Here is a 24,113-nt window from a genome sequence, read left to right as displayed (position 1 = left end):
GCCCGGTGCCATGCTCGGCTTACTCGGCGGTGGGCTGCGCCTCGGTCTTGCGCGGGCGGCCGGGGCGGCCCTTCGGTGCCGCCGGCGTCGCGGCCTTCACGGGGCGCTTCTCGCCGGGCTTGCGGCCGAGCCCGATCTTCTTCGCCATGTCGCGGCGCGCCTGGGAATAGTTCTCGGCGACCATCGGATAGTCGGCGCGCAGGTTGTACCGCTCGCGATACTGCTCCGGGGTCATGCCGTGCGTGGCGAGGTGACGGCGCAGCGTCTTGTACGGCTTGCCGTCGATCATCGAGATGATGTGGTCCTTCGACGCCAGCGACTTGCGCACGGTGGTGGCGGCGACATATTCCTGCTGCGGGGTCGCCGGCTGCTCAGTCGTCGCGGGGGTAGCAAGACCCGACACCGCATCGTGCATCTTCTGGAGGAAGGCCGGCACGTCGTCGGCGGCGGCGCGGGTATTGGGATTCGAGAGCCAGGCGATAGTGAGTTCGGTGGCGAGCTCGACCGGGGTCGTGTCTACGTTGGTGTCGGTCACAGGGTACTCCTTTGCACGAGGCGCACTAGCGCGAAATCCGCGCCGGTCAACAATCCTGAGATCGTTCGTTGCGACGTTCGGCGCGCTCTTGTCTAGCACGACGTTACGAAAGTTCTTTACCAATTGTCTGAGCGCACGGTGGGACTTGTCGGATCGGGCCGGACAACCCCGAGGATTTATGGCGCCTAAACCGTCGCCGCGAACGAAAAAGGATCGGCAAGGTCTTGCGAGAGCAGCGATGCTTGTCCGCGGGGCGTCGCACCGCTACGCGCGCTGACCCATGCGCTACGTCAGCACCCGCGGGTCCGCCCCCTCGCTGTCCTTCCGGGAGGTGACGCTCGCCGGGCTCGCGGCGGACGGCGGCCTCTACGTGCCGCAGGCATGGCCGCGGTTTTCGCGGGACGAGATCGCCGCATTCGCCGGCCTCTCCTATGTCGACACCGCGGTCGCGGTGATGACGCCGTTCGTCGGCGGCGATCTGACCGCAGACGAACTGCGCGGTCTCTGCGCCTCCGCTTACTCGCGTTTCGCGCACGCCGCGGTGACGCCGCTCGTCCAGCTCGATCACGATCACTGGCTGCTCGAACTGTTCCACGGGCCGACGCTCGCGTTCAAGGACGTGGCGCTGCAACTGCTCGGTCTGCTGTTCGAACGCTTTCTGGAGGGTGGCGAGCATCTGACGATCGTCGGCGCGACCTCGGGCGACACCGGCTCGGCCGCGATCGACGCGGTCGCGGGGCGCGACGGCGTCGACATCTTCATGCTCCACCCCGAGGGGCGGGTCTCAGAAGTCCAGCGGCGGCAGATGACCACGGTTGCCGCGCCCAACGTCCACAACATCGCGATCCGCGGCGACTTCGACCAGGCACAGGCGCTGGTGAAGGCGATGTTCAACGATCGCGACTTCGCGTCGCGCTTTCGGCTGAGCGCGGTCAATTCGATCAACTGGGCGCGGTTGATGGCGCAGGTCGTCTATTACTTCTACGCCGCCGTCAGGCTCGGAGCGCCCGAGCGGAGCGTCGCGTTCAGCGTGCCGACGGGCAATTTCGGCGACGTCTTCGCAGGGTATGTCGCCGCGCGGATGGGCTTGCCGATCGAGCGGCTGATCGTCGCCACCAACGTCAACGACATCGTCGCGCGCGCGCTTGCCACCGGCGATTACTCGCGCGGGGTCACGGTGCCGACTCCGACGCCCTCCATGGACATCCAGGTGTCCTCGAACTTCGAGCGGCTGCTGTTCGACGCGGGTGGGCGCGACGGGCGTGCCCTCGCTGCTCAGATGCACGGGTTCGAGGCGAGCGGGGCGCTGCGGCTCACCAATGCGCAGGCGCAGGACGCGGCCGCGCTGTTCGCCGGCGATCGCGTCGAGGTCGATGCGATGTCCGGTGCGATGCGCTGGGCACATGAGGCCGCGGGCCAGGTGCTCGATCCGCACACCGCGATCGCGCTCGCCGCCGCCCGACGTCATGCGTGGGACGGGCCGACCGTCACGCTGGCGACCGCGCACCCGGCCAAGTTCGTCGATGCGGTCGAGCGCGCGACCGGAGTCCGCCCGCCGCTGCCGGGCCGTGCGGGAGACCTGTTCGCGCGCGAGGAACGCTACGCGGTGCTCGACGCGACCTACGAGGCGGTGAGCGCCCATATCGCCGAGCGGGCGATCGGGCGGTGATGCTCCAGACCCTCGTCGCCGAGCCCTGGGCCGATTACGGGCTCATCGACTCCGGCCACGGCCGCAAGCTCGAACGCTACGGCCGCTTCCGTTTCATCCGTCCCGAGCCGCAGGCGATGTGGGCGCCCGCGTCGCCCGACTGGCAGGCCGACGGCGACTTCATCGGCGCATCGGACGAGGAGGGCGGGGGCCGGTGGCACCTCTCGCGCGACGTGCCGCGCGGCGGCTGGCACGTCCGCTGGGAGGAGCTGCTGTTCCTTGCGCAGAACACGCCCTTCCGCCACCTCGCCTTCTTCCCCGACATGGCGCCGCAATGGGCGTGGATGCGCGAGCGGACGGGCGAGGGCGACCAAGTCCTCAACCTGTTCGGCTATACCGGGGTCGGCACGCTGGCACTCGCCGCGAAGGGCGCGGCGATGACCCATGTCGACGCCTCGAAGAAGTCGGTGGAGGCAGGCAAGGCCAACGCCTTCCTGTCCGACATGGCCGACCGCCCGATCCGCTGGATGGTCGACGACGCGGCCAAGTTCGCCGCGCGCGAAGTGCGGCGGGGGAAGCGATACGACGGGATTTTCCTCGATCCGCCCAAGTTCGGCCGCGGGCCGGACGGCGAGGTCTGGCGGCTGGAGGAGGGACTTCCCGGCCTCATCGCCGACTGCCGCCGCCTGCTCGACTCAGAGAGCAAGTTCCTCGTGCTGACCGTCTATGCGGTCCGCATGTCCGCGCTCGCGATCGGCGAAGTCGTCCGGCAGGCGCTGGCGGATCTGGGCGGCACGGTCGAGGTCGGCGAGATGGCGGTGCGCGAGGAGGCGCGCGGGCTGCTGCTGCCGACGGCGATCTTCGCGCGGTGGTCGAGGTAGCAGAAGAGGTTCACGCGAAGGACGCGAAGGTCCGCGAAGGACGCAATGTTTTTATGAGGGCCGTACTGCGTTGATGCGGAGGGGAGAGACTTCGACGTTATCGTGGTGGTTGACGATGCGTTGCAGGCCCTCCTTTAGCGTCTCGCCGCCGAAGTTCATCAGCAGCCCAAGCCGCAAATCCAAGAACCGCAGATAGGTCAGAATTTGTTTGCGGTGGACCGGCGCAAGTCGGTCGATCGCTTTCAACTCGATCAGTAGGCATTTTTCGATCAAGAGATCGGCGCGGAAGCCGCCCTCGACGACGATGCCCTCGAACGTGATCGGCACCACCTTCTGGCGCTCCACAAGGAGGCCACGCCGCTCAAGCGCGTGCGCCAGCACCGCTTCATAAGCCGACTCGAGCAGACCCGGCCCGAGTGTGCGATGGATCCGCAATCCGCATTCGATCGCAATCGTCGCGACATCCTCTACGTTCATCCCAGCCCTCGCGCCCATCGCGGATCATCGCGAGCTTCGCGTGAACCACCTTCTACTCCACCCCCGCCCGCATCGCCGCCGCTGCCACGAACGGCGCCCCCGCGACCAACAGCAGCGAGACCGCCGCCAGGAGCTTCCACGCCGCCGCGCCGCCGTCGAGCGCGCCCGCGCCGAAGATCAGCAGCGGCACCGCCAGCGGCAGCATCGCCAGCCCCGCGACCGCCCCCGCGCCGCGCAGCCCCGCGACCAGCGACGCCGTCGCGACCGCCAGCGCCGCCAGCCCCGGCGTCCCGAGCAGCAACCCCGCCTCGACCCGCAGCAGCGCCTCGCCGCCAAGTCCGAACAGCCCGCCCGCGATCACCCCAGCCAGCATCAGCGGTGGCGCGAAGGCGAGCCAGTGCGCTGCGATCTTCGCCGCCGCGACCGCCGCCAGCGACACGCCTCGGACCGCCAGCTGATCGACCACTCCGGCCTCCAGATCGGGCGCGACCAGCCGCTCGACGGGCATCAGCGCGGCGAGCAGCGCCGCCGCCCAGATCACTCCGCCGCCGATCCGCGCCAGCAGCGCCGCGTCCGGCCCGATCGCGAAGGGGAACAGCACCGCGACGAGCAGGAAGAAGGCGACCGTCAGCGCCGCGCCGCCGCCCGCATAGCCGCGGCGCACATCGCGCAGGACGAGCGTGGCGATCACAGCGCCACCGTCATGGCGTCCGCCAGCGCCAGGTCCTGGTGGGTCGCGACCGCCACCACGCCGCCGGTCGCCCGGTGCCGCGCCACCGCCGCTTCCAGCCGCGCCACCGCCGCCGCGTCGAGCCCCGACGCCGGCTCGTCGAGCAGCCAGCACTCCGCCCCGCTCGCCACCACCCGCGCGAACGCCGCGCGCCGCCGCTGCCCGGTCGAGAGCAGGCGCACCGGCACCTCGGTCAGCGGGTCGAGCGCCAGGTCCGCCAGCGCCGCCGCCACCCGTCCGCGCGGGTCCGCGCGGCCGTCCAGCCGCGCCCACAGCTCCAGCGCCGCCGCCAGCCGCCGCTCGGGATCGAGCGCCGCCGCCTCGCCCAGCCACGCGACCGTCGCCAGCCGCTCCACCGTCCCGGCCGCCGCGCGTCCCAGCCCGGCGAGCACGCGCAGCAGGCTCGACTTGCCGACCCCGTTCGGCCCCGTCACCAGCAGCGCCCCGCCACGTTCGACGGCGAACGACAGTCGCTCGACCAGCACCCGCCCGCCGCGTGCGACCGTCAATTCCCGCGCGGCAAGGACGCTCAATCGAGCACCGCGTCTTCCAGCGCGTGCATGTCGGAGTCGGAAAGCCCGAAATGATGCCCAATCTCGTGGATCGTCACGTGCGCGACCAGATCGTCCAGCCGCACCTCGGTCTCGCACCATTCGGCGAGGATCGGTTGGCGATAGAGGTGGATGCGATCGGGCGGGGCCGGGGCGTCCCAGGCCGATTTCTCCCCCACCGGACGGCCGACGTACACGCCCGTCAGCTCGAACGGATCGTCGAGGCCGACGCCCGCCAGCGTCTCGTCGTCGGCGAACTCCTCGACGATCAGCACCACGTCGCGCAGGTGGGCGCGGAACTCCGCCGGCAGCCGCGCGATCACCCCGCGGGCGTGCGCCTCGATCCGCGCCGCGCTCGGCGGCGGCCCCAGCTCTTGCCCGCTCATGTCCGAAGCCATACCCGTGGCTGCGGCACCGATAAAGGGAGGCGCACGATGGTCGACCAACTGAGCGAGGCGGAGCGCGTCGACGCGCTCGACGGGTTGCACGATTGGGATTTCGACGAGGGCCGCGACGCGATAACGCGGTCGATCGTGTTCGGCGACTTCGCCGAGGCGTTCGGCTTCATGACGCAGGTCGCGCTGATCGCGGAGAAGATGGACCACCATCCCGAATGGACCAACGTGTGGAATCGGGTGGAGATCACGCTGACCACGCACGACGCGGGCGGGTTGAGCGAGCGCGATATCGAGTTGGCCGAGGCGATCGACGCCATTCTCGGCGAGTAAAGCGCCATGCCCGATCGCATCCTGGTCCTCTACGGGTCGTATCGCCGCGACCGGCAGGGCATCCGTCTGGCCGAGTGGCTGGTCCGCGCTTTCGCCGCGCGCGGCGCGGCCGCCGAGCTGATCGATGCGAAGGCGATCGGGTTGCCGATGCTCGACCGGATGTACAAGGAACATCCGCGCGGGGAGGCGCCACCCGCGCTCGAGGCGCTGGCGGAGCAGATCCGCACCGCCGACGCCTTCGTCTTCGTCACCGGCGAATATAATTGGGGCGTCCAGCCGGGCCTCAAGAACCTGACCGATCATTTCCTCGAGGAATGGTTCTGGCGCCCCGCCGCGATCGCCAGCTATTCCGCCGGCCGCTTCGCGGGCGCGCGTGCGGGGCTGACGTGGCACGGCATCCTGTCGGAGATGGGGATGGTCGTCGTGTCGAGCGCGCTCGCGGTCGGCGGCATCGGTCATGCCTTCGATGCGGAGGGCGGACCCGCCGGCGAGAGCGGTGCGGCGCTCGCGAAGGCCTTCCCGCGCTTCGCCGACGATCTCGGGTGGTGGACCGAGGCCACGCGGGAGCAGCGGCAGCGGCAGGCGCCGCCCTATTGACGACCGCGCGCCCCGGCCCCCGCAAGCGCTCGGTGACGATCGCCGGGCATCCCACGTCGATCTCGCTCGAGCCCGTCTTCTGGGCCGCGCTCGAGCGCGCCGCCGCCGAGCGCGCGCTGCCGCTCTCGGCGCTCGTCGCGCAGATCGACGCGGCGCGGATCACCGCGGCCGATCCCCCCAATCTCGCCTCCGCGATCCGGGTGTGGCTGTTCGAGGCCTTCTGTCAGCCGCCCACCGGCGATCCGCGATCAGCCCTCACCACAGCACGCCCTTGATCGGCGTGAGCGGCTCGGGTGCGGGGTCGCCGATCGACTGGAGCAGGTCGATCTCGATCGTCCGGCACATGGCCGACACGGGCACGTCATGGACCGTGTTCGCGAACGGATCGACCAGATCGTCGCCGATCCTGAGCGCGGCCAGGAACATGAGCCCCGCCACCGTCGAGCCGAGCGGGGTCGCGAACCCCAGGGTCTCGACCAGCCCGATCGGGAGCAGCAGGCAGAACAGGTGGGTGAAGACGAGCGGGAAGACGCGGTACTGGCTCGGCAACGGCGTGTTCTTGAGCCGCTCCATCCCGCCTTGCGCGTTGGCGATATCGACCAGGGTCGATTCGATCCGCGCCTGGAGGATGGTGTCGATCCACCCGCGCCGACGCGCGTCGTCGACACGGTGCGCCGCGCCGTCGAGCAGCCCGTTGGCGACGTTCGTCCGCCCGAGCGGCTTCGCCGCCTCCTCCGGCGACAGGAATCGCAGCACCTCGGGCGCGACCGGCTGACGCCGCAACTGGCATCGCAGCGCGTTGACGTAGGCGAGCTGGCGCAGCACGATCGCCCGCCTGAGGTCGAGCGCCTCGTCGCCGGGCAGGAAACTGCGCACCTCCCGCGACAGGCTGCGCGAGGCGTTGATCATCGCCCCCCAAAGGGTCCGACCCTCCCACCAGCGCTGATAGGCCGATGTGACGCGGAAGCCGAGGAACAGCGCCAGCGCGGAGCCGAACAGCGTCAGCGGCAGCTCCGGCGCCTTGAACGGCAGCCGGTACCAGGCGAGCGTCACCACGCAGTCCCAGACGAACAGCACGAGCAGCGGCGGCCAGACCTCGACGACGAGGCGGCGGATTCCGGGGGTGGCGTCGACGATCATGGCTGAGGGTCTAGCCGATCCGCGCGCACGATGCGTTGCCGGTTTGCGTCACATCGTGCGGATCAGCGTCTCGACGCGGGCGACCCAGGCGGGATCGACGACCCGGCGGCCGCCCGGCTCGCCGATCGGCGCGACCTGGATGCCCGTCCCGGTGCCTTTGACCATTCGGCCGAACACCAGGTCGCCGTCCCGCGTCGCCGCCAGGACGTCGTCGTGGCGCAAGGCGGCGAGCGCCTCCGGCTCGAGCCGCGCGCACCACAAGACGTCGCCTCTCCGGTAATCGCCGACCTTGGCCGTCACCCGGACCGCGACCAGATCCTCGCGCGCGCTCGGCGCAGCCATGCTCTCGGCCTTGTCCGGCTCCGTCGCACCGTCTGGCCCGAGCCATGCCGCGATCGGCACCTGGGGCGAGGTCACCAACTCCGCCGCATCGACCGCAAGCGCGGCGGCGATGCGGTTGAGCCAGCCGACCGAGACGGTCCGCGCGCCGGTCTCGAGCCGGCCGATCGTCTGTGGCGTGGTCGGCGGATCGCAGCGCCGCGCGACCTCGTCGAGCGTCATCCCCCTGGCCCGGCGGACGTCGCGGATGGCGGTGATCATGGCGGGCTTTCTTGAACCGGATCGGTTCACGACTTTCCTACAGCCACCTGCGCATGGCAAGGTGTCGGCGATCGGCGAGGGAGAAAGCGGGATGCGACATCTGGAGGAGCGGCGGATCGACTCGCACGGCGTCACCGCGCTGCGCGGACGCGGCGGTCGCAGCGTGACGGTCAACGTCGCCGAATCGGCGCTGTCCTGGCTGGCGTCGCGGGGGCTGGTCGACGCCCGGCAGGTCGAGGCGGGCGAGCGGCTGCGCGACGATTACGAGCGCGCGCAGCTCAGCCCCAGCGTGACGATGCGCTGGGGCGCGACCCGCGTCGACGGCGGCGGCGGCGACCGGCTCGATCCGACCACCGCGCAGCTCGCGGCCAAGCGCCGGTTCGACGCCGCGACCGCGGCGCTCGGGCAGGGGCTCGCCGATGTCGCCTGGCGGGTGATCTGCGCGGGCGAGGCGATGACCGCGGCGGAGAAGGCGCTCGGCTGGCCGACCCGCTCGGGCCGCGTCGTCCTGACCCTCGCGCTCGACCGGCTGGCGGACCATTACGGCTTGCGGTGACGCGCACGGGGGCTCACCTGAGCGGCCATGCGGATCGACTTCGTCTTCGGCCACGGCTCGGGCAACGCCTTCCCGATCGTCGACGCACGCGCGAGCGAAGCCGCGTTCGACTGGCCGCAGGTCGCGCGTGCCCTCGCGGACCGCGCCGGCCCGGTCGGCAGCGACGGCTTGCTGCTGCTGACTGCGGGCGATGCCGACCACGCCTTCGGGATGCGGATGTTCAACTCCGACGGCTCCGAAGCGGAGACCTGCCTGAATGGTCTGCGCCTCGTCGCGCGGCTGGGATTCGAGCGCCTCGGGCTGGCGGAAGCGCGGGTCCGCTTGCGGACGTCGTCGGCCGATGTCGCCCGCGCCCCCGATCTCGCTCCCGGCGTCTTCACCGTCCACGAGCGCGCCGGACCCGCCGGGCTCGACACCGCCGCCTGGCCGATCCGGGGGGCGCCGGAGGTGATTAATGAGGGCGTGATCGCGCACCTTTCGCCCGCTCTCCGCTTCACCGCGGTGACGATGCCCAATCCGCACCTCGTCACCTTTGTCGAAGCGATCGACGAGGCGGAGCTCGTCCGGGTCGGTCGACTCTGCGAGGCCGCACCGGACTGGCTCCCCAACCGCGCCAACGTGTCGTTCGTCGAGGTGCGCGACGATGGTCTCTTTTGCCGCACCTTCGAACGCGGGGTGGGTCTGACCGACAGCTGCGGCAGCGCCATGGCGGCGTCGACCGTGGCGGCGGCCCTGACCGGCCGGACGGACTGGGGGCGTGCGCTGACGGTCTTCAACCGGGGCGGGCTGGTCCAAGCGCGGACCGACGAGGACCTGATGGTGACGCTCAGCGGCAACGCGACCTTCGAATGGGAAGGATCGGCCGAGATCGCGGGCGCAGTCGCGCGCGACGTCCGGGTCGAGGGCCGGTTTGCCGACGAGGTTCGCGCCTGGGCGGACGTCCGCGCGGCATTGAGCGGGGACGCTCCCCACGCTAACGCCCCGGCATGACCGTTCACCTCCACGAGGAAGACCTGCCCGCGGGCGTCTTCGCCCCCGGCGCCGCGATCGCCGTCGATACCGAGACCATGGGGCTGATCACCCCGCGCGACCGGCTGTGCGTCGTCCAGCTTTCCGACGGCGGGGCGGACGAACATCTCGTGCGGTTCGCGCCCGGCTCCGACTATGCCGCACCGAACCTGCGCGCGGTGCTGGGCGATCCTGGCCGGGTGAAGCTCTACCACTTCGCGCGCTTCGATCTGGCGGCGATCCAATGGTATCTGGGCACGGTCGCCGCGCCGGTCTATTGCACCAAGACCGCGTCGCGGCTGGTGCGGACCTATACCGATCGCCACGGGCTGAAGGAGCTGGTGCGCGAGATCCTGGCCACCGAGGTCTCCAAGCAGCAGCAATCGTCCGACTGGGGCGCGCCGACGCTCAGCGACGCGCAGAAGGATTACGCCGCGTCCGACGTCCGCTACCTCCACCGGTTGCGGGACGAACTCGACAAGCGTCTGGCGCGCGAGGGGCGCACCGCATTGGCGCAGGCGTGCTTCGACTTCCTGCCGCACCGTGCCGCGCTCGACCTGGCGGGCTGGCCCGAGATCGACATCTTCGCGCATGTCTGAGCTCGCCGTCCGGGAGCGCAGCCGCCGCCAGCTGTGGGCCGCGCCGGGCAGTCGGCACGACGGCGTGGTCCATGTGGCGGCGTGGCTGCTGCCGGTGCTGGTCGGCGTGCTGTTCGCGTTCCTGGTGATGGCGCCGCTCACGAGCGGCGGCGACGTGTCGTTCGTGCTCGACAAGAACAAGGTCGAGGTCGCGCACGAGCGCCTCAAGATCCAGGCGGCGCAGTATCGCGGGCAGGACGGCAAGGGGCGGGCGTTCACGCTCGACGCCGGCTCGGCGGTCCAGCGCTCGTCGGCGGAACCGATCGTCGAGCTCAACACGCTCGACGCCGGGATCCAGCTGGCGGACGGGCCGGCGCGGCTGGAGGCGGCGAGCGGACGCTACGACATGGACACAGAGCAGGTGACGGTGCCCGGCGCGGTCAAGTTCCGGGCGGCGAACGGCTATGCGCTCGACACGTCGGACGCGACCGTCGACTTGAAGGCCCGTCGCCTGGCGAGCGACGGCGACGTGACGGGATCGGCGCCGCAGGGTACCTTCAAGGCCGACCGGCTGCGCGCCGATCTCGAGGGACGCACCGTGACGCTCGAGGGCAACGCACGCTTGCGGATCGTCCCGCGCGGGGCGAGATAGCGGCCCGCCATGCGTATGACTTTCGTCCTCCTGCTGTTCCTCGCAACCGGCGCCTCGGCGCAGGGGCGGCATGATTCCGCAGCCCCGATCGACTTCGGCGCCGACCGGATCGAGCTTCAGGACAAGGCCAACCGCGCGGTACTCTCCGGCGGGGTCGCGGTGAAGCAGGCCGAGATGACGCTCAACGCGGACCGGATGACGGTGAACTACACCGGACAGGTGATCGGCGGAAACCCGCAGGTCTCGCGGCTCGACGCGGCCGGGGGCGTGACGGTGCGCCGCCCGGACCAGACCGCGAGGAGCCAATATGCGGTCTATGACCTCAATCGCCGCGTGATCACGATGGTCGGCGGAGTGCAGCTCAACCAGCGCGGCAATGTGGTGAGCGGCGGGCGGTTGACGATCAATCTCGACACGGGTCGTGCGGTGATCGACGGATCGGGCGTGGCGGGGGGCGGGTCGACGAGCTCGGGGGCGACCGCGACGCCGGGCGGGCGGGTGACCGGGACCTTCTCGGTGCCGAAGCGGGACCAGTGACCGGTCAGGCGGTCTCGCGCGTCGCCGCGATCAGCGTGCTCCAGCGCTCCTCCTGCCGGGCGCGGCGCGCGCTACCGCGATCGGCCATCGCCGCCGCATAGGCGTTGAGCAGCACCGCGCCGCCGCAGAGCAGCGCGATCAGCATGATGTCGAACATCGGACCCTCCTCGTCTCGCGGGTGACGGGGCCGCGTTGACGGGCGGCGCGCCGCCCCGCAATCCGTCGAAGACGAAGCTGCGACCAATCAGTGGAAGGCGGCGACCGGTGCCCCGCCGTCGTCCTCGACCGCCGCGATCCGCGGGATCAGGAACTGGACGCATGCGAGCGCGAGCAGGTACGAGACCGAGCAGACGCCGAGCAGCGGGCCATAGCCCCAGCCGTGCGCCAGGCTGACCGCGGCGAGTTGGATCAGCACGATCGACCACAGATTGCCGCAGAACGCGGCGATACCGATCGTCGAACCGACTGCGCGCGCGGGCACGACGTCGGTCGCGAGGCCGAAGACGTTGGTCGAGAAGCCCTGATGCGCGAACAGCCCGAGCCCCAGCAGCAGCGCCGCCGCCCAGGGCGAGGACACGAGCATGACGAGCGACACCGGCAGGATCAGCAGCGCGTAGATCAGCAGCGTCGTCTTGCGCGCGCGATCGAGGCTCCAGCCCGCCGCCATCAGCCGGGTCGGCAACCAGCCGCCGGTCAGCGCTCCGCCCGCCGCCATTGCATAAGCGAGCGCGACCGGCAGGCCCACGGTTCCCTGCTGGAGCCCGAACATGCGGTGGAACAGATCGGGCAGCCAGGCGAGCATGAAGAACCACACCTGGTCGGACAGCACCTTGGCCAGCGCGATCGCCGCGGTCTCACGGCGACGGAACAGGTCTCGCCAGCGGATCGGGGCCGGGCGCTCGCCGCTCGTCTCGACCGCGGGGACGCGGATCATGAACCAGAAGGCGACCCAGATGAGGCCGAGCCCGCCGGCCAGCAGGAACGCCGCCTGCCAGCCGAACGCGACCGCGAGCGCGGGGATGACCAGGGGAGTGACGATCGCGCCGACGTTGGGCGCGGTGTTGCCGATGCCGAGCACGACCGAACGCTCGCGCGCGCTGAAGTAGGTCGCCGCCGTCTTCACCGCCGCAGGCGTCCCGATCGACTCGGCCGCCCCCAGGACGACGCGGCTGGCGATGAACCCGCCGAAAGTGCTGACGAAGGCGTGCGCCATCCCAGCGAGGCTCCACACCGCGACGCCGAGCGCGAAGCCGCGCCTCAGCCCGACCCGGTCGATGAACCAGCCGGTGCCGAGGAACGCCACCGCGGCGGAGACCTGGAAGGCGGACAGCATGTTCGCGTAATCGCCGTCGGACCAGTCGAACTCGCGCTCGAGCGTGGGCTTGAGGAGCGCGAGGATCTGGCGATCGACATAGTTCAGCATTACCGCGGCGAAGACCAGGGCGACAATGCCCCAGCGGGCGCGAGTGGGGTGGGCGGGCATGTCCTCTCCTCTGTGATAGCGTTGTCACAGACACGAGCGTCGCGCTAGGGTGAACCGATGACGACCGAACGTCCACGCCCCGTCGCCGCCGATCTCTTTGGCGACATCGAGCCGAGCCCGTCGGCGACATGGCATGCCACGATCCCCGGCGTCGCGGTCGCCGCGATGGGGACGCTCGCGGCCGGGTTCGTGTCGGATCATTACGGTGCGCCGCTGACGCTGATGGCGCTGCTGTTCGGGCTGTCGCTCAACTTCCTGTCGGCCGACGCGCGGCTGACGCCGGGACTGGCGTTCGCGTCGCGCTCGCTGTTGCGTTGGGGAATCGTGCTGGTCGGAGTGCGGGTGACCTTCGCGCAGATCGCCGCGCTCGGGCCGGTGGCGCTCGCCGCCGTGGTGGCGATCGTCGCGCTGACCATGGCCGCGGGGCTGCTGGCCGCGCGGCGACTGGGACTCGGCCCGGCGTTCGGCGCGCTGGCGGGCGGGGCGGTCGCGATCTGCGGCGCGTCGGCGGCCATGGCGCTCGCGACGGTGCTCGGCGAGAAGCGCGTGGGCCAGACCCAGCTGACCTTGGTGCTGGTCGGCATCTCGGCGGCGTCGGCAGTGGCGATGGTCGCCTATCCGCTGGTCGCGCATGCGCTGGCTTTCGCCGACCTGCGCGCGGGATTCTTCCTCGGCGCGTCGATCCACGACGTCGCGCAGGCGCTGGGCGCCGGCTATTCCTATTCCGACGCGGCGGGCCAGATCGCCGCCATCGTCAAACTCACCCGGGTGGCGCTGCTGGCGCCGGTGCTGGCGATCGTCGCCGCGTTCCTGCCGCGCGGCGAAGGCGGGCGGCGGCAGGGGCTGCCGTGGTTCGTGGTCGGGTTCTTCGCGCTTGCGGGGATCAATTCGCTCGGCGTCATCCCCGTCCTGGCGGCGACCGCGGCGGAGCGGGCGGCGACCGCGCTGCTGGCGGTGGCCGTCACCGCGACCGCGATCCGATCACCGATGGCGCAGCTGCTCGAAGCGGGGCCGCGGCCCTTGCTGGTGATCGCCGCCGCGACGGCTGTCGCATTCGGGCTGTCGCTCGGCGCGGCGGCGCTGTTTATCGGCTGACGCGCGCGGTCGAATCGCGGATGACCAGCTCGTAATCGAGCTGTCGTCGCTCCTCCTCGCCCTCGGCGTCGCCCAGCAGCAGGTCGGCCGCATTCCACCCGAGGTCGCGCACGGGCTGGCGGATGGTCGTGAGCGGCGGCCAGACGTAGCCGGCGAGCGCATCGTCGCCGAACCCCGCGACGGAGACCTGCCGCGGCACCGCCTTCCCGGCGCGGTGGGCGGCGACCAGCGCGCCCGCCGCCATGTCGTCCGACGCGGCGAAGATCGCGGTCGGCGGATCGGCGCGCGCGAGCAGCGCGGCGGCCGCCTCCGCCCCCGAGGCGAAATCGAAGCGACCGGGCACGAACAGGTCCGCGTCGTAGGTTCCCGCCGCTTCGAGCGCCGCGCGCGTGCCGACGGCGCGCTGGATGCTGGTCGGATATTCGGGCGGCCCGGCGATGTGCGCGATCCGGCGATGGCCGAGCGCGATCAGATGCGCGGTCATCTCCGCGGCCGCGCGGGTGTTGTCGATGAACACGCAGGGGCTCGCCTCGAGATCCGCTCCCGGCGAGACGCGGACGACGCGCACGCGCCGATCGGCGAGCAGCGCAAGCACCGCCTGACTGTCGCTCGCGGGCGGGGTCAGCACGACGCCGTCGAGGTGGGTGGTGTCGACCAGCGCCTCGATATCGCCCAGCAGGCGGTCCGAGCCGCGGTCGTAGGGCTGGGCGATCATCCGCACGCCGTCCGCTTCGCAGCGGTCGCGGATGCCCGACTGCATCTCGAACACGTAATAAGGACTGGGATTGTCGCAGACCAAGGCGACCTGAAAGCTCCTGCGTCCGGCGAGCGAGCGCGCGGCGGTGCTGGGGCGGAAGCGGAGCGCGGCGACCGCCGCCTCGACCCTGGCGCGGGTCTCAGCGCCGACGTAGCGCTCGTTGTTGAGGACGCGGCTGACCGTCTTGATCGACACGCCGGCTTCGCGCGAGACGTCCTTGATCGTGGCCCGCAAGTCTCGGCAACTCCCTCGGCGCCCGCGTCGACGCCCGCCGCCGCCTGTGGCATGGCGCGGACGCTTGCCGCAACTGTTGTAGAGTAGTAATACACATGGGTCCGATGCGCCCAGACCCGTTCGACCTCGACCGTATCCGCTACAAGCACGCGCCGGCCGACGCGGGTGCGCCGCTGCCGACGTTCGACGACTGGCGCGAGCCGGCGTCGGCGACGGACGGCCGGCACGGCGGCCAGCCCCCCGCGCCGCCGCGCCGCCGCATCCGTTGGGGCCGATGGATCGTACGCGGGCTCGCGGTGGGGATCGTCCTGCTGGTGCTCGCGATCGGCTGGCTCGCGGTGACCGCTCCACTCTCCAAGTCGCTCCAGCCGCCGACCCCGCCCTCGATCACGCTGACCGCGCGCGACGGCACGCCCATCGCGCGGCGCGGCGCGATCATCGGCACGCGGGTCGACGCCGCCAAGCTGCCCGCGCACGTGCGCGAGGCGTTCATCGCGATCGAGGACCGCAGCTTCTACAGCCATTGGGGGATCTCCCCGCGCGGGATCGCGCGCGCGGCCTGGCACAATGTGGGCTCGGGCGGCGTCCGCGAGGGCGGGAGCACCATCACCCAGCAGCTCGCCAAGAACGCCTTCCTCGATTCGGACCGCACCGCGGCGCGCAAGCTGCGCGAGGTCATGATCGCCTTCTGGCTCGAGGCGTGGCTCAGCAAGAACGAGATCCTGTCCCGCTATCTGTCGAACGTCTACTTCGGCGACAACGTCTATGGCCTCGACGCCGCGTCGCGCCACTATTTCGGGCGCGCGCCGGCGGACCTGAACGTCGGCCAGGCGGCGATGCTGGCTGGCCTCGTCAAGGCGCCGTCGCGGCTGGCGCCGACCGGCAACCTGGAGGGCGCGCGCAAGCGGCAGGCGGTGGTGATCGGCGCGATGGCCGACGCCGGTTATCTCTCCAAGGCCGAGGCCGCCGACGTGCGGCCGCAGCGCGTCAAGGCGAGTCGGCCCGAGACCTTGCCCAACGGCACCTATTTCGCCGACTGGGTGCTGCCGGTCGCGCGCGACCAGGCCGGCGAGATCAAGGCGGAGGCGACGGTGAGGACCACGCTCGACCGCCGATACCAGCGGGCCGCGGAGCGGGCGGTCCGGCGTGCGGGGCTCCGCCAGGCGCAGGTCGCGATCGTCTCGATGAAGCCCGACGGCGAAGTGCTGTCGATGGTCGGCGGAAAGGATTATTCCGCCTCGCCGTTCAACCGCGCGACCCAGGCGCGGCGGCAGCCGGGCAGCGCGTTCAAGCTGTTCGTCTATCTCGCGGCGCTGCGGAGCGGGCTGACGCCGGACTCGACGGTCGAGGACAGGCCGGTGGACATCGCCGGGTGGAAGCCCAGGAACTCCGACGGCCGCTACCTCGGCACGATCACGCTGCGCCAGGCGTTCGCGCGGTCGTCGAACGTCGCGGCGGCGCGCCTGACCCAGCAGGTGGGCGTCCGCGCCGTCATCAAGGCGGCGCGCGACCTCGGCATCTCGACGCCATTGTCGAACGAGGCGACGATCGCGCTCGGCACGTCCTCGGTCTCGCTGCTCGAGCTGACCGCCGCTTATGCCGCGGTGGCGGACGGGCGCTACCCGGTCCGCCCGCGTGGCCTGGAGGCCCAGCCGGACGAACCCTGGTACCAGACGCTGACCGGGGGCTCGTCCACCCTGCCGCAGCGCATCCGCGACGAGATGCTCGACCTGCTGTCCTCCTCGGTCCGGAGCGGGACCGGTCACGGTGCCAACCTGTCGGTCTCGACTTTCGGCAAGACCGGGACGACGCAGGACAATCGCGACGCGCTGTTCATGGGCTTCGCCAACGGAGTGGTGACGGGCGTGTGGGTCGGTAACGACGACAACACCCCCAATCCGGGATTGTCCGGCGGCGGCATCCCGGCGCGGATCTGGCGCGACTTCATGACGGACGCGCTCGGCATCGCGCCGGCGGTACGGCCGCAGGCGATCGAGCAGGTCGATCCCGACGCGGAGGACCCGGTCGGCGATCTGATCGGCAACATGGTCGATCCGGTGGGCGAACAGCTCCAGCAGTTCGGCATCGACCTGCGCCGCGGTGAGGACGGGTCGATCTCGATCGGCCCCGGCGACCGCGACCGGCCCCGCCGCGAACCGCGTCGCGAGGAGCGCGAGCCCGCGCCCTCTGACGAGTCCGGCGACCAGTCCGACGACCCGGGCTGACGCCGCCCGGCCGGACATGGCATGATGCCCAGATGGCGGACATCCGAATCGGGATCGGCGGCTGGACCTACGAGCCGTGGCGCGGGACCTTCTTTCCCGAAAAGTGGCCCATCAAGCGCGAGCTGGAATACGCCTCGCGCCGGCTGACCGCGATCGAGGTCAACGGCACCTATTACAGCGGCTTCAAGCCCGCGACGTTCGCGTCGTGGCGCGATCAGACGCCCGACGGGTTCGTCTTCACGCTCAAGGCCTCGCGCTTCTGCACCAACCGCAAGGTGCTGGCGGAGGGCGGCGAGTCGATCGCGCGGTTCTGCTCGCAGGGGATCGTCGAGCTGGGAGATAAGCTCGGGCCGATCCTGTGGCAGTTCATGGCGACCAAGAGGTTCGACGCCGACGATTTCGCCGCCTTCCTCACGCTCCTGCCGGAACGGCAGGACGGGGTCACGCTGCGTCACGTGGTCCATGTGCGGCACGAATCGTTTGCGGTGCCGGAGTTCGTCGCGATGTGCCGCGTCGCCGGGGTGGCGATCGTCTATGCCGACTCGGCCGACTATCCGGCGATCGCCGACGTGACCGGGCCGTTCGTCTATGCACGACTGGAGAATGGGGTCGAGGAGGAGCCGGCGGGCTATTCGCCGCCCGCGCTCGACCGCTGGGCGGCGGCGGCGAGGACCTGGGCCGACGGCGGCGCACCGGAGGGGCTGCCTTATGTCGAGACGGTCCCGCCGACGCGGACATCCCGCGACACGTTCGTCTTCTTCATCGCCGGCGCGAAGGTCCGCGCGCCGCACGGAGCGATGGCGCTGATCGCGCGCGTCAGGGGGTAGGGGCGGGGGCCGGCGCGGGCGTCGATGCCGCAACCGGCGGCGTGACGAGCGGCATCGTCAATGCGGTGCTTTCGATCAGGTCGAGCGCGTCGCGGGTCTGGACGTAACGGCGCGCGGCCGACATCCAGCCGCCGATCGCATTCGCACCGGGCAGCCGCGATACTTCGGCGAGCGCGCCGTCGACGCGGCCCGCGCTCAGCAGCCGCCGAGCGCGGTCGATTCGCGCCGAGGAGAGCGACGAAGGCGCGCCTTCCCTCCGAAGCACCACCAGCGTGCGAAGCTCGCGCGAGAGGCTCGACAGCAGGTCGCGGTCGCCGCCGGCGCGGAGTACGTCGGCATTGGCCTCGAACCCGGCGCGCAGGTCGTCGAGCGTCTGCGGCTGGCGGGCCGACTGGATCAGCACCGCGACCGCGCGCGGCTGGGCGGCCCCGAAGCGGGCGCGGAGCTGATCTTCCAGGCTGCCGAGCGGCGCGCCGCGGTCCACCGCGCGGCGGACCGCGGCCGCGACGAGCAGCGCCTCGGCGCGCGTGGCCTGACTTGCCGCGCCCTGCGCATCGAGAGCGACTGCGGCGGTTCGGGCCTCCAGCGCCGACAATTGCGTGGCGAGGCCGGTCTCACGCGCGGCGAGCGCCGATGGGTCGATCGCCGCCGTCTGCGGCACGACGGGGGCGGGTTGCGACGGGACGAAGGCGGCGGCGCGCGACGGTGTCTGCTCGGCGGCGGTCGGCTGATGGACGAACCATCCGCCCGAGCGCTGCACCGCATAGGCCATCAGCGCGACGCCGAGGACCAGCGCCAGAACGACGAGCGTGGCGAGCACGCCCCACCGCGGTCGGCGCGTCGCGGCGTCGGATCGGCGGTCGCTCATGCCTTATTATCCCCGGCCATGCGGGGCGGGTCAATCGCGAGCGCGAGCGCGGCTTCGATCATCGCCGCGTCGTCGGGCGCGCCGGCGACGCGGGCGGCGCCCCAGCCCTCTGCGGCGGCGACGAGGACGGCGGTGCTGATCGCGACGATCCCCACGCCGCCGCGCGCGATCGGCGCGGCGGCGAGCGCCCGGGCGGCGCGCGCGGAGTGGAGGAGGACGATCGCGCCGGATGGGACGACGGGCGTGGCGACCGACACACTCTCGTACACGATCGCCGCCTCGACGCCTGCGGTCGCCTCGGTCCGGTCGCGCCCGGCGAGATGGAGGAGACGGGTGAAGCCCGCGGCGGCCGCTCGGGCCAGCGCCTCGCCGGCGTCATGCTCGCCCGTGATCGCGACCTGGAGGCCCGCGGCGCGCGCTGCGGCGGCCGTGCGTGGACCGACCGCGACCGCGGGGAGGTGGGCCAGCGCCGCTAGCCCCGGCCCGGCAAGCGCCGGCGCCTGAGCGCTGGTGACGAGCAGTGCGTCGAAGCGCGCGGGGTCGGGCGGGGTCCAGGCAAGGGCGCGGATCGCGAAGATCGGCTGGCGGATCGCGGTCAGCCCCGCGGCCTCCAGTCGCGCCGCGGTGGCGGCGTTCCCCGGCTCCGGGCGGAGGACGACGACCGGGCTCACCCGCGAGACCGTGCGCGGGCGCGGGAGTCTGGCGTGGATCTGATCACCGGCGTCCTATCGGCGGCAGCGCGCCCTTCGACAAGCCGCGGTCGAGGGGTTAGGGGTCGGCCATGTTGATCCTCGGTCTGGAATCCTCGTGCGACGAGACCGCGGCGGCGCTCGTCACCGACGGCCGCGAAGTGCTTGCGCACCGCCTGGCCGGGCAGGAGGCGGCGCATCGGCCCTATGGCGGCGTGGTGCCCGAGATCGCGGCGCGCGCGCATGTCGAGGCGCTCGAGCCGCTCGTCGCCGCCGCACTCGCCGACGCCGGCGTGACGCTCGGCGAGGTCGACGCGGTCGCCGCCACCGCCGGGCCGGGGCTGATCGGCGGGGTGATGGTCGGGCTCGTCACCGGCAAGGCGCTCGCGCACGCCGCCGGAAAGCCGTTTGTCGCGGTCAATCATCTGGAGGGACACGCGCTCAGCCCACGGTTGAGCGATCCCGACCTCGGCTTTCCGTACCTGCTGCTGCTCGTGTCGGGCGGGCACTGCCAATTGCTGCTGGTCGAGGGGGTCGGGGCGTATCGGCGGCTCGCGACGACGATCGACGACGCGGTGGGCGAGGCGTTCGACAAGACCGCGAAGATCCTGGGGCTCGGCTTTCCCGGCGGCCCCGCGGTCGAGCGCGCCGCCGCGCTGGGCGACTCGAAGGCGGTGCCGCTGCCCCGCCCGCTCTACCGTTCGCCCGAGCCGCATTTCTCCTTCGCCGGGCTGAAGGCGGCGGTGGCGCGGCTGGACGGCAGCCACCGTGCGGAGGATGTCGCGGCCTCGTTCCAGGCGGCGGTGGTCGACTGCCTCGTCGATCGGACGCGCGGGGCGCTCCAAAAGTCGCGCGGCGCGACTGCGCTCGTCGTCGCCGGCGGGGTCGCCGCCAATGGCGCGGTGCGGGCGGCGCTCGCCGCGCTCGCGGCGGAGCACGGCCTGCCCTTCGTCGCGCCGCCCTTGTGGCTCTGCACCGACAATGCGGCGATGATCGCCTGGGCCGGCGCCGAGCGGTTCGCCGCCGGCCTCACAGACCCGCTCGACACGCCTGCGCGACCGCGGTGGCCGCTCGATCCCCGCGCCGAGGCGGTGCGCGGGGCGGGGGTGAAGGCGTGAGGATCGGGGTTCTCGGTGCGGGAGCCTGGGGCACGGCGCTGGCGCAGGTGGCGGCGCGGGGTGGAGCGGTGACGCTCTGGGCGCGCGAGCCCGAGGTGGCGGACGCGATCCGCGAGCGCCGCGAGAACCGACTGTTCCTTCCCGGCGTGCCGCTGTCGCCGAAGATCGCGGTGACGACCGACCTCGCCGATCTCGCCGGGCATGACGCGCTGCTCGTGGTCGCGCCGGCGCAGCATGTCCGCGCCGTCCTCGTTGCCGCGCCGGTCGGAGCGACGCCGCTGGTGCTGTGCGCGAAGGGGATCGAGGCGGGGTCGAAGGCGCTCGTCGGCGAGGCAGCCCGCGCAGCCTGCCCGGAGGCGCCGATCGCGGTCCTGTCGGGTCCGACCTTCGCGCACGAGGTCGCCGCCGGACTGCCGACCGCGGTGACGCTGGCGTGCGAGGATGCGGCGCTCGGCCGGCGGCTGGCGGACCGGCTCGGCGGGCCGGCGTTCCGGCCTTATCTGTCGAGCGACGTCGTCGGAGCCGAGATCGGCGGCGCGGTCAAGAACGTGCTCGCGATCGCGTGCGGGGTCGTCGAGGGGGCGGGACTGGGCCAGAACGCGCGCGCGGCGCTGATCGCGCGCGGGTTTGCGGAGATGACCCGCTTCGGACTGGCACGCGGCGCGCGGGCGGAGACGCTCGCCGGCCTGTCGGGGCTGGGCGACCTCGTGCTGACCTGTTCGTCGACTTCGTCGCGCAACTTCTCGCTCGGCGTCGGGCTGGGGCGCGGTGCGGCGGCGGGCGACCTGCTCGCCGATCGCCGCACCGTCGCCGAAGGCGCGTTCACCGCGCCGGTGCTGGCCGAGGCGGCGCGCGACGCCGGGGTCGAGATGCCGGTGACCGACGCGGTGTGCCGCCTGCTCGCGGGCGATCCGGTGGCGGCGGTGATCGAGGCGCTGCTGGCGAGGCCGCTGCGGGCGGAGCATTCATGACCCGCTGGGCGGTGCTGCTCAAGGGGCTCAACATCGGCGGCAAGCGGCTGCCGATGCCCGAACTCAAGGCCTTCCTCGAAGCGCTCGGCGGACGGGACGTGAAGACCCTGCTCGCCTCGGGCAATGCGGTGATGACGATCGAGGAGGGCGGCGGCGCGGCGCTCGAACGCAGGCTGGAGACGGCGGCGGCGGAGCGACTGGCGCTCAGGACCGACTGGCTCGTCCGCAGCCATACCGAGCTGAGGGACGTCGTCGCCGCCAACCCCTTTCCCGACGAGGCGCTCGAGCGCCCGAACAAGCTGGTGGTGACCTTCCACCGCGATCCGTTTCCGACCGAACGCATCGCCGCGCTCGATCACGACGGACCGGAGCGATGGGTCGCGTTCGGGCGCGAGCTCTATATCGACTTTCCGGAGGGTCAGGGTGTGTCGACGCTGCCGCAGGCGATGGCCAGGGCGAAGTTCCCCAAAGTCGCGACCGCGCGCAACTGGAACACGGTACGCAAGCTGCTGGACGCGACGGGCTGAACGCCGCCCCGGACGGAGGTCCGGAGCGGCGCAAGACAGTCAGGCCTTCGCGAACGCCAGCAGATCGGCGTTGATCACCGCGGCGTGGGTCGCGGGCATCCCGTGCGGGTAGCCGGGGTAGGTCTTGTATTCGGCCCCCGGGACCAGCTTCGACGATTTCGCGCCCGAGATCGCGATCGGGACGATCTGGTCGTCCTCGCCGTGAAGGATGAGCGTCGGGACGGTGATCGCCTTCAGATCCTCGGTGAAGTCGGTCTCCGAGAAGGCGGCGACGCCGTCGACATGGGCCAGCGCGCTGCCCATCATCCCCTGGCGCCACCAGTTGCGGCGGATGCCTTCCTTCACCTCGGCCCCGTCGCGGTTGTAGCCATAGAAGGGCAGGGTGAAGTCCCAATAATATTGCGCGCGGTTGGTGGCGGTCTGCTTCCGTATGTCGTCGAACACCGCCATCGGGACGCCGTCCGGGTTGCCCTCGGTCTGGAGCATCAGCGGCGGCACCGCGCTGATGAGGACCGCCTTGGCGACGCGGCCCGGCTTGGCGCGCGCGGTGTAGCGCGCGACCTCGCCGCCCCCGGTCGAGTGGCCGATATGGATCGCGTTCTGATGGTCGAGCGCGTCGGTCAGCGCGATCACGTCGGCGACATAGGTGTCCATGTCGTTGCCGGTCGCGGTCTGGCTCGAGCGGCCATGCCCGCGCCGGTCGTGCGCCACCGCCCGGTAGCCCGCCTCGACGAAGACCATCATCTGCGCGTCCCAATCGTCTGACGAGAGCGGCCAACCGTGATGGAAGTGGACGACCTGCGCGTCGCGCGGGCCCCAGTCCTTGTAGAAGATCTCTGCCCCGTCGGACGTGGTGATGAACGGCATGGTCTGTCTCCCTTTGTCGAGATGGTACGCGGGTACGGATCAGGCGGCGTCGACCAGGACGATCTCGGCATCCTCGATCGCGGTCACGGTGATACGGGCCTCGTCGGCGATCGCGGCGCCGTCGCGGGCGTCGATGCGGACGCCGTTGATCTCGACCGCGCCGGTCGCCGGGACCAGATACGCATGGTGGCCCGCGCCGAGTTCGTATTCGGCGGCCTCCCCGGCCTTGATCGTCGCGCCGAGCACCCGCGCGTCGGTGCGGATCGGCAGCGCGTCATCATCGTTGGCGAACCCGGAGGCTAGCGTCACGAACTTGCCCGAACGATCGCCCTTGGGGAAGGGCTTGGCGCCCCAGCCCGGCGCACCCCCGCGGCTCTTCGGCTCGATCCAGATCTGGAAGATGCGGGTCGTGCCGGGCTCGCGGTTGTATTCCGAGTGGCGGACGCCCGATCCCGCGCTCATCACCTGGACGTCGCCCGCCTCGGTCCGCCCGGTGTTGCCGAGCGAATCCTGGTGGGTGATCGCGCCCTCGCGGACGTAGGTGATGATCTCCATGTCGGCGTGCGGATGCGCGGGGAAGCCGGTGCCGGCGGCGATCGTGTCGTCGTTCCACACCCGGATCGGGCCCCAGCCCATTCGCGACGGATCGTAATAGCTGGCGAAGGAGAAATGGTGCTTGGCGTCGAGCCAGCCGTGGTTGGCGCCGCCGAGGCTGGCGAAGGGGCGACGATCGATCATGGCAGTGTCTCCTGTGAAGCGGTTTGGTTGCTTCGTTGCGACAGAGATGCCCATGATCTCGGTGTTTGGAAGGATGCGGGATCGCACCTCATCGTTTCGCGAAACGTCACGAACGAGTCGTCACCGCGCCGGCTACGCTCGCGCGATCCGCTGAAGCCTTGGTCGGACCTTGAGGAAAGCGAGGTAGGCACGTTCGAGCAGCGCCAGGACCCACGGCCGCCGTGCCGCGAGCCCCAAGGGCCGGAGCAGCGGGATCGCGCGCCACATCGCCGCGAACGCCGCCGCCCCCGACAGCATCCGACCGTCCTCGCAGGCGTGGAATCGGCGGAGCAGCTCGGCGCGATCGATCGGGCACGCGCCGTCGCCGCGCGCGTCGACGAAGCGGATCGCGCCACGGCGATCGAGCCGCCGCATCAGCGCGATCTCGCGGCGGCAGAGCGGGCAATCGCCATCGTGCCAGACGGTCAGGCCGGTCATGCCCGCGATATGGAGCGCG

General features: G+C 71.5%; 30 protein-coding genes and 1 pseudogene. 16 read left to right on the top strand and 15 right to left on the bottom strand.

All coding sequences use genetic code 11. From position 1 onward, the window contains the following. Nucleotides 1-19 precede the first annotated feature (19 nt). Nucleotides 20-535 (bottom strand): Ros/MucR family transcriptional regulator, encoded by a 516-nt coding sequence (locus AC4GYY_RS07680; RefSeq protein ID WP_491119679.1) that lies wholly within the window; start codon nucleotides 533-535, stop codon nucleotides 20-22. Between the two features lie 280 nt (nucleotides 536-815). Here AC4GYY_RS07680 and thrC point away from each other — a divergent pair, with 280 nt between their 5' ends. Then, nucleotides 816-2,204 carry a threonine synthase gene (thrC, locus tag AC4GYY_RS07675; protein ID WP_491119678.1) on the top strand — a complete coding sequence of 463 codons (1,389 nt, stop codon included), beginning with the start codon at nucleotides 816-818 and terminating at the stop codon, nucleotides 2,202-2,204. Continuing rightward, nucleotides 2,201-3,064 carry an RsmD family RNA methyltransferase gene (locus AC4GYY_RS07670; protein WP_491119677.1) on the top strand — a complete coding sequence of 288 codons (864 nt, stop codon included), beginning with the start codon at nucleotides 2,201-2,203 and terminating at the stop codon, nucleotides 3,062-3,064. Before thrC ends, AC4GYY_RS07670 begins: the two co-directional genes overlap by 4 nt. A 51-nt stretch (nucleotides 3,065-3,115) precedes the next feature. Here the strand turns inward: AC4GYY_RS07670 and AC4GYY_RS07665 are convergent, their stop codons facing one another. The 4 genes from AC4GYY_RS07665 to AC4GYY_RS07650 are packed head-to-tail and all read right to left on the bottom strand — an operon-like array spanning nucleotide 3,116 to nucleotide 5,208. Continuing rightward, a complete protein-coding gene (locus AC4GYY_RS07665; protein WP_491119676.1) occupies nucleotides 3,116-3,541 on the bottom strand; it encodes a GxxExxY protein in 426 nt (141 codons plus the stop codon). A gap of 52 nt (nucleotides 3,542-3,593) precedes the next feature. Further along, nucleotides 3,594-4,229: a heme exporter protein CcmB gene (locus AC4GYY_RS07660; RefSeq protein WP_491120229.1), complete on the bottom strand. Its 636-nt coding sequence runs from the start codon at nucleotides 4,227-4,229 to the stop codon at nucleotides 3,594-3,596. After that, a complete protein-coding gene (gene ccmA / locus AC4GYY_RS07655) occupies nucleotides 4,229-4,804 on the bottom strand; it encodes a heme ABC exporter ATP-binding protein CcmA (RefSeq protein ID WP_491119675.1) in 576 nt (191 codons plus the stop codon). The genes AC4GYY_RS07660 and ccmA overlap by 1 nt, the downstream gene beginning before the upstream one ends. Then, nucleotides 4,801-5,208 carry a metallopeptidase family protein gene (locus AC4GYY_RS07650; RefSeq protein ID WP_491119674.1) on the bottom strand — a complete coding sequence of 136 codons (408 nt, stop codon included), beginning with the start codon at nucleotides 5,206-5,208 and terminating at the stop codon, nucleotides 4,801-4,803. Before AC4GYY_RS07650 ends, ccmA begins: the two co-directional genes overlap by 4 nt. Nucleotides 5,209-5,256: 48 nt before the next feature. Here AC4GYY_RS07650 and AC4GYY_RS07645 point away from each other — a divergent pair, with 48 nt between their 5' ends. From AC4GYY_RS07645 to AC4GYY_RS07635, 3 genes are read left to right on the top strand one after another with little or no spacing between them, the layout of a single operon-like run. Beyond that, nucleotides 5,257-5,550 carry a 4a-hydroxytetrahydrobiopterin dehydratase gene (locus AC4GYY_RS07645; RefSeq protein ID WP_491119673.1) on the top strand — a complete coding sequence of 98 codons (294 nt, stop codon included), beginning with the start codon at nucleotides 5,257-5,259 and terminating at the stop codon, nucleotides 5,548-5,550. Nucleotides 5,551-5,556: 6 nt separating this feature from the next. Further along, entirely contained in the window at nucleotides 5,557-6,147 is a 591-nt protein-coding gene (locus AC4GYY_RS07640) for an NADPH-dependent FMN reductase (protein WP_491119672.1), read from the top strand. Further along, nucleotides 6,144-6,422, top strand: a complete 279-nt coding sequence (locus tag AC4GYY_RS07635; protein ID WP_491119671.1) for a ribbon-helix-helix domain-containing protein — start codon at nucleotides 6,144-6,146, stop codon at nucleotides 6,420-6,422. Before AC4GYY_RS07640 ends, AC4GYY_RS07635 begins: the two co-directional genes overlap by 4 nt. Here AC4GYY_RS07635 and AC4GYY_RS07630 read toward each other — a convergent pair. After that, a complete protein-coding gene (locus tag AC4GYY_RS07630; RefSeq protein ID WP_491119670.1) occupies nucleotides 6,403-7,287 on the bottom strand; it encodes a bestrophin family protein in 885 nt (294 codons plus the stop codon). The two genes, AC4GYY_RS07635 and AC4GYY_RS07630, sit on opposite strands and share 20 nt — an antisense overlap. 429 nt (nucleotides 7,288-7,716) lie before the next feature. Further along, nucleotides 7,717-7,887 (bottom strand): annotated as a pseudogene (locus AC4GYY_RS07625) (helix-turn-helix domain-containing protein); the annotation flags it as partial. 91 nt (nucleotides 7,888-7,978) lie between these two features. Between AC4GYY_RS07625 and AC4GYY_RS07620 the strand changes: the two are divergent. The 5 genes from AC4GYY_RS07620 to AC4GYY_RS07600 are packed head-to-tail and all read left to right on the top strand — an operon-like array spanning nucleotide 7,979 to nucleotide 11,218. Next, entirely contained in the window at nucleotides 7,979-8,443 is a 465-nt protein-coding gene (locus AC4GYY_RS07620; RefSeq protein ID WP_491120228.1) for a DUF6456 domain-containing protein, read from the top strand. A 27-nt stretch (nucleotides 8,444-8,470) separates the two neighbouring features. After that, complete coding sequence (gene dapF / locus AC4GYY_RS07615) at nucleotides 8,471-9,433, top strand: diaminopimelate epimerase (protein WP_491119669.1); 963 nt, start codon at nucleotides 8,471-8,473, stop codon at nucleotides 9,431-9,433. Beyond that, a complete protein-coding gene (locus AC4GYY_RS07610; protein ID WP_491119668.1) occupies nucleotides 9,430-10,050 on the top strand; it encodes a ribonuclease D in 621 nt (206 codons plus the stop codon). The genes dapF and AC4GYY_RS07610 overlap by 4 nt, the downstream gene beginning before the upstream one ends. Further along, complete coding sequence (gene lptC / locus AC4GYY_RS07605) at nucleotides 10,043-10,681, top strand: LPS export ABC transporter periplasmic protein LptC (protein WP_491119667.1); 639 nt, start codon at nucleotides 10,043-10,045, stop codon at nucleotides 10,679-10,681. The genes AC4GYY_RS07610 and lptC overlap by 8 nt, the downstream gene beginning before the upstream one ends. Before the next feature lie 9 nt (nucleotides 10,682-10,690). Continuing rightward, the gene (locus tag AC4GYY_RS07600) at nucleotides 10,691-11,218 is read left to right on the top strand and encodes an LptA/OstA family protein (RefSeq protein WP_491119666.1); all 528 of its coding nucleotides are present in this window, start codon (nucleotides 10,691-10,693) and stop codon (nucleotides 11,216-11,218) included. 4 nt (nucleotides 11,219-11,222) lie between these two features. Here the strand turns inward: AC4GYY_RS07600 and AC4GYY_RS07595 are convergent, their stop codons facing one another. Further along, the gene (locus AC4GYY_RS07595) at nucleotides 11,223-11,375 is read right to left on the bottom strand and encodes a hypothetical protein (RefSeq protein ID WP_491119665.1); all 153 of its coding nucleotides are present in this window, start codon (nucleotides 11,373-11,375) and stop codon (nucleotides 11,223-11,225) included. Between the two features lie 87 nt (nucleotides 11,376-11,462). Next, complete coding sequence (locus AC4GYY_RS07590; protein ID WP_491119664.1) at nucleotides 11,463-12,701, bottom strand: MFS transporter; 1,239 nt, start codon at nucleotides 12,699-12,701, stop codon at nucleotides 11,463-11,465. Nucleotides 12,702-12,758: 57 nt separating this feature from the next. Here AC4GYY_RS07590 and AC4GYY_RS07585 point away from each other — a divergent pair, with 57 nt between their 5' ends. Then, nucleotides 12,759-13,796 carry a YeiH family protein gene (locus AC4GYY_RS07585; RefSeq protein WP_491119663.1) on the top strand — a complete coding sequence of 346 codons (1,038 nt, stop codon included), beginning with the start codon at nucleotides 12,759-12,761 and terminating at the stop codon, nucleotides 13,794-13,796. Here the strand turns inward: AC4GYY_RS07585 and AC4GYY_RS07580 are convergent. Then, entirely contained in the window at nucleotides 13,786-14,787 is a 1,002-nt protein-coding gene (locus tag AC4GYY_RS07580; RefSeq protein WP_491119662.1) for a LacI family DNA-binding transcriptional regulator, read from the bottom strand. The two genes, AC4GYY_RS07585 and AC4GYY_RS07580, sit on opposite strands and share 11 nt — an antisense overlap. A gap of 104 nt (nucleotides 14,788-14,891) precedes the next feature. Between AC4GYY_RS07580 and AC4GYY_RS07575 the strand changes: the two genes are divergently transcribed. Together AC4GYY_RS07575 and AC4GYY_RS07570 are read left to right on the top strand one after the other, a co-directional pair. After that, nucleotides 14,892-17,012 (top strand): transglycosylase domain-containing protein, encoded by a 2,121-nt coding sequence (locus AC4GYY_RS07575; RefSeq protein ID WP_491119661.1) that lies wholly within the window; start codon nucleotides 14,892-14,894, stop codon nucleotides 17,010-17,012. Nucleotides 17,013-17,044: 32 nt separating this feature from the next. After that, nucleotides 17,045-17,839, top strand: a complete 795-nt coding sequence (locus tag AC4GYY_RS07570; protein ID WP_491119660.1) for a DUF72 domain-containing protein — start codon at nucleotides 17,045-17,047, stop codon at nucleotides 17,837-17,839. Here AC4GYY_RS07570 and AC4GYY_RS07565 read toward each other — a convergent pair. Beyond that, nucleotides 17,829-18,707: a hypothetical protein gene (locus AC4GYY_RS07565; protein WP_491119659.1), complete on the bottom strand. Its 879-nt coding sequence runs from the start codon at nucleotides 18,705-18,707 to the stop codon at nucleotides 17,829-17,831. The genes AC4GYY_RS07570 and AC4GYY_RS07565 overlap by 11 nt on opposite strands. Continuing rightward, a complete protein-coding gene (locus tag AC4GYY_RS07560; RefSeq protein WP_491119658.1) occupies nucleotides 18,704-19,378 on the bottom strand; it encodes a uroporphyrinogen-III synthase in 675 nt (224 codons plus the stop codon). The genes AC4GYY_RS07565 and AC4GYY_RS07560 overlap by 4 nt, the downstream gene beginning before the upstream one ends. A gap of 110 nt (nucleotides 19,379-19,488) precedes the next feature. On the opposite strand from AC4GYY_RS07560, the gene tsaD reads away from it, so the two are divergent. The 3 genes from tsaD to AC4GYY_RS07545 are packed head-to-tail and all read left to right on the top strand — an operon-like array spanning nucleotide 19,489 to nucleotide 22,012. Then, on the top strand, nucleotides 19,489-20,514 hold the full coding sequence (gene tsaD, locus AC4GYY_RS07555) for a tRNA (adenosine(37)-N6)-threonylcarbamoyltransferase complex transferase subunit TsaD (protein ID WP_491119657.1): 1,026 nt from the start codon (nucleotides 19,489-19,491) through the stop codon (nucleotides 20,512-20,514). Beyond that, a complete protein-coding gene (locus AC4GYY_RS07550; RefSeq protein WP_491119656.1) occupies nucleotides 20,511-21,485 on the top strand; it encodes an NAD(P)H-dependent glycerol-3-phosphate dehydrogenase in 975 nt (324 codons plus the stop codon). The genes tsaD and AC4GYY_RS07550 overlap by 4 nt, the downstream gene beginning before the upstream one ends. Further along, a complete protein-coding gene (locus AC4GYY_RS07545) occupies nucleotides 21,482-22,012 on the top strand; it encodes a DUF1697 domain-containing protein (RefSeq protein ID WP_491119655.1) in 531 nt (176 codons plus the stop codon). The genes AC4GYY_RS07550 and AC4GYY_RS07545 overlap by 4 nt, the downstream gene beginning before the upstream one ends. A gap of 39 nt (nucleotides 22,013-22,051) precedes the next feature. On the opposite strand, the gene AC4GYY_RS07540 is transcribed toward AC4GYY_RS07545, so the two are convergent. From AC4GYY_RS07540 to AC4GYY_RS07530, 3 genes are all read right to left on the bottom strand, one after another. After that, nucleotides 22,052-22,879, bottom strand: a complete 828-nt coding sequence (locus tag AC4GYY_RS07540) for an alpha/beta fold hydrolase (protein ID WP_491119654.1) — start codon at nucleotides 22,877-22,879, stop codon at nucleotides 22,052-22,054. Nucleotides 22,880-22,918: 39 nt separating this feature from the next. Continuing rightward, on the bottom strand, nucleotides 22,919-23,617 hold the full coding sequence (locus AC4GYY_RS07535) for a pirin family protein (protein WP_491119653.1): 699 nt from the start codon (nucleotides 23,615-23,617) through the stop codon (nucleotides 22,919-22,921). Between the two features lie 132 nt (nucleotides 23,618-23,749). Continuing rightward, nucleotides 23,750-24,094: a thiol-disulfide oxidoreductase DCC family protein gene (locus AC4GYY_RS07530; RefSeq protein WP_491119652.1), complete on the bottom strand. Its 345-nt coding sequence runs from the start codon at nucleotides 24,092-24,094 to the stop codon at nucleotides 23,750-23,752. Between the last annotated feature and the right edge of the window lie 19 nt (nucleotides 24,095-24,113).

The organism is Sphingomonas sp. SP6, assembly GCF_058313435.1.
The sequence above is the reverse complement of the archived record's forward strand: the minus strand, read 5'-3'. Positions and strand labels throughout refer to the sequence as shown.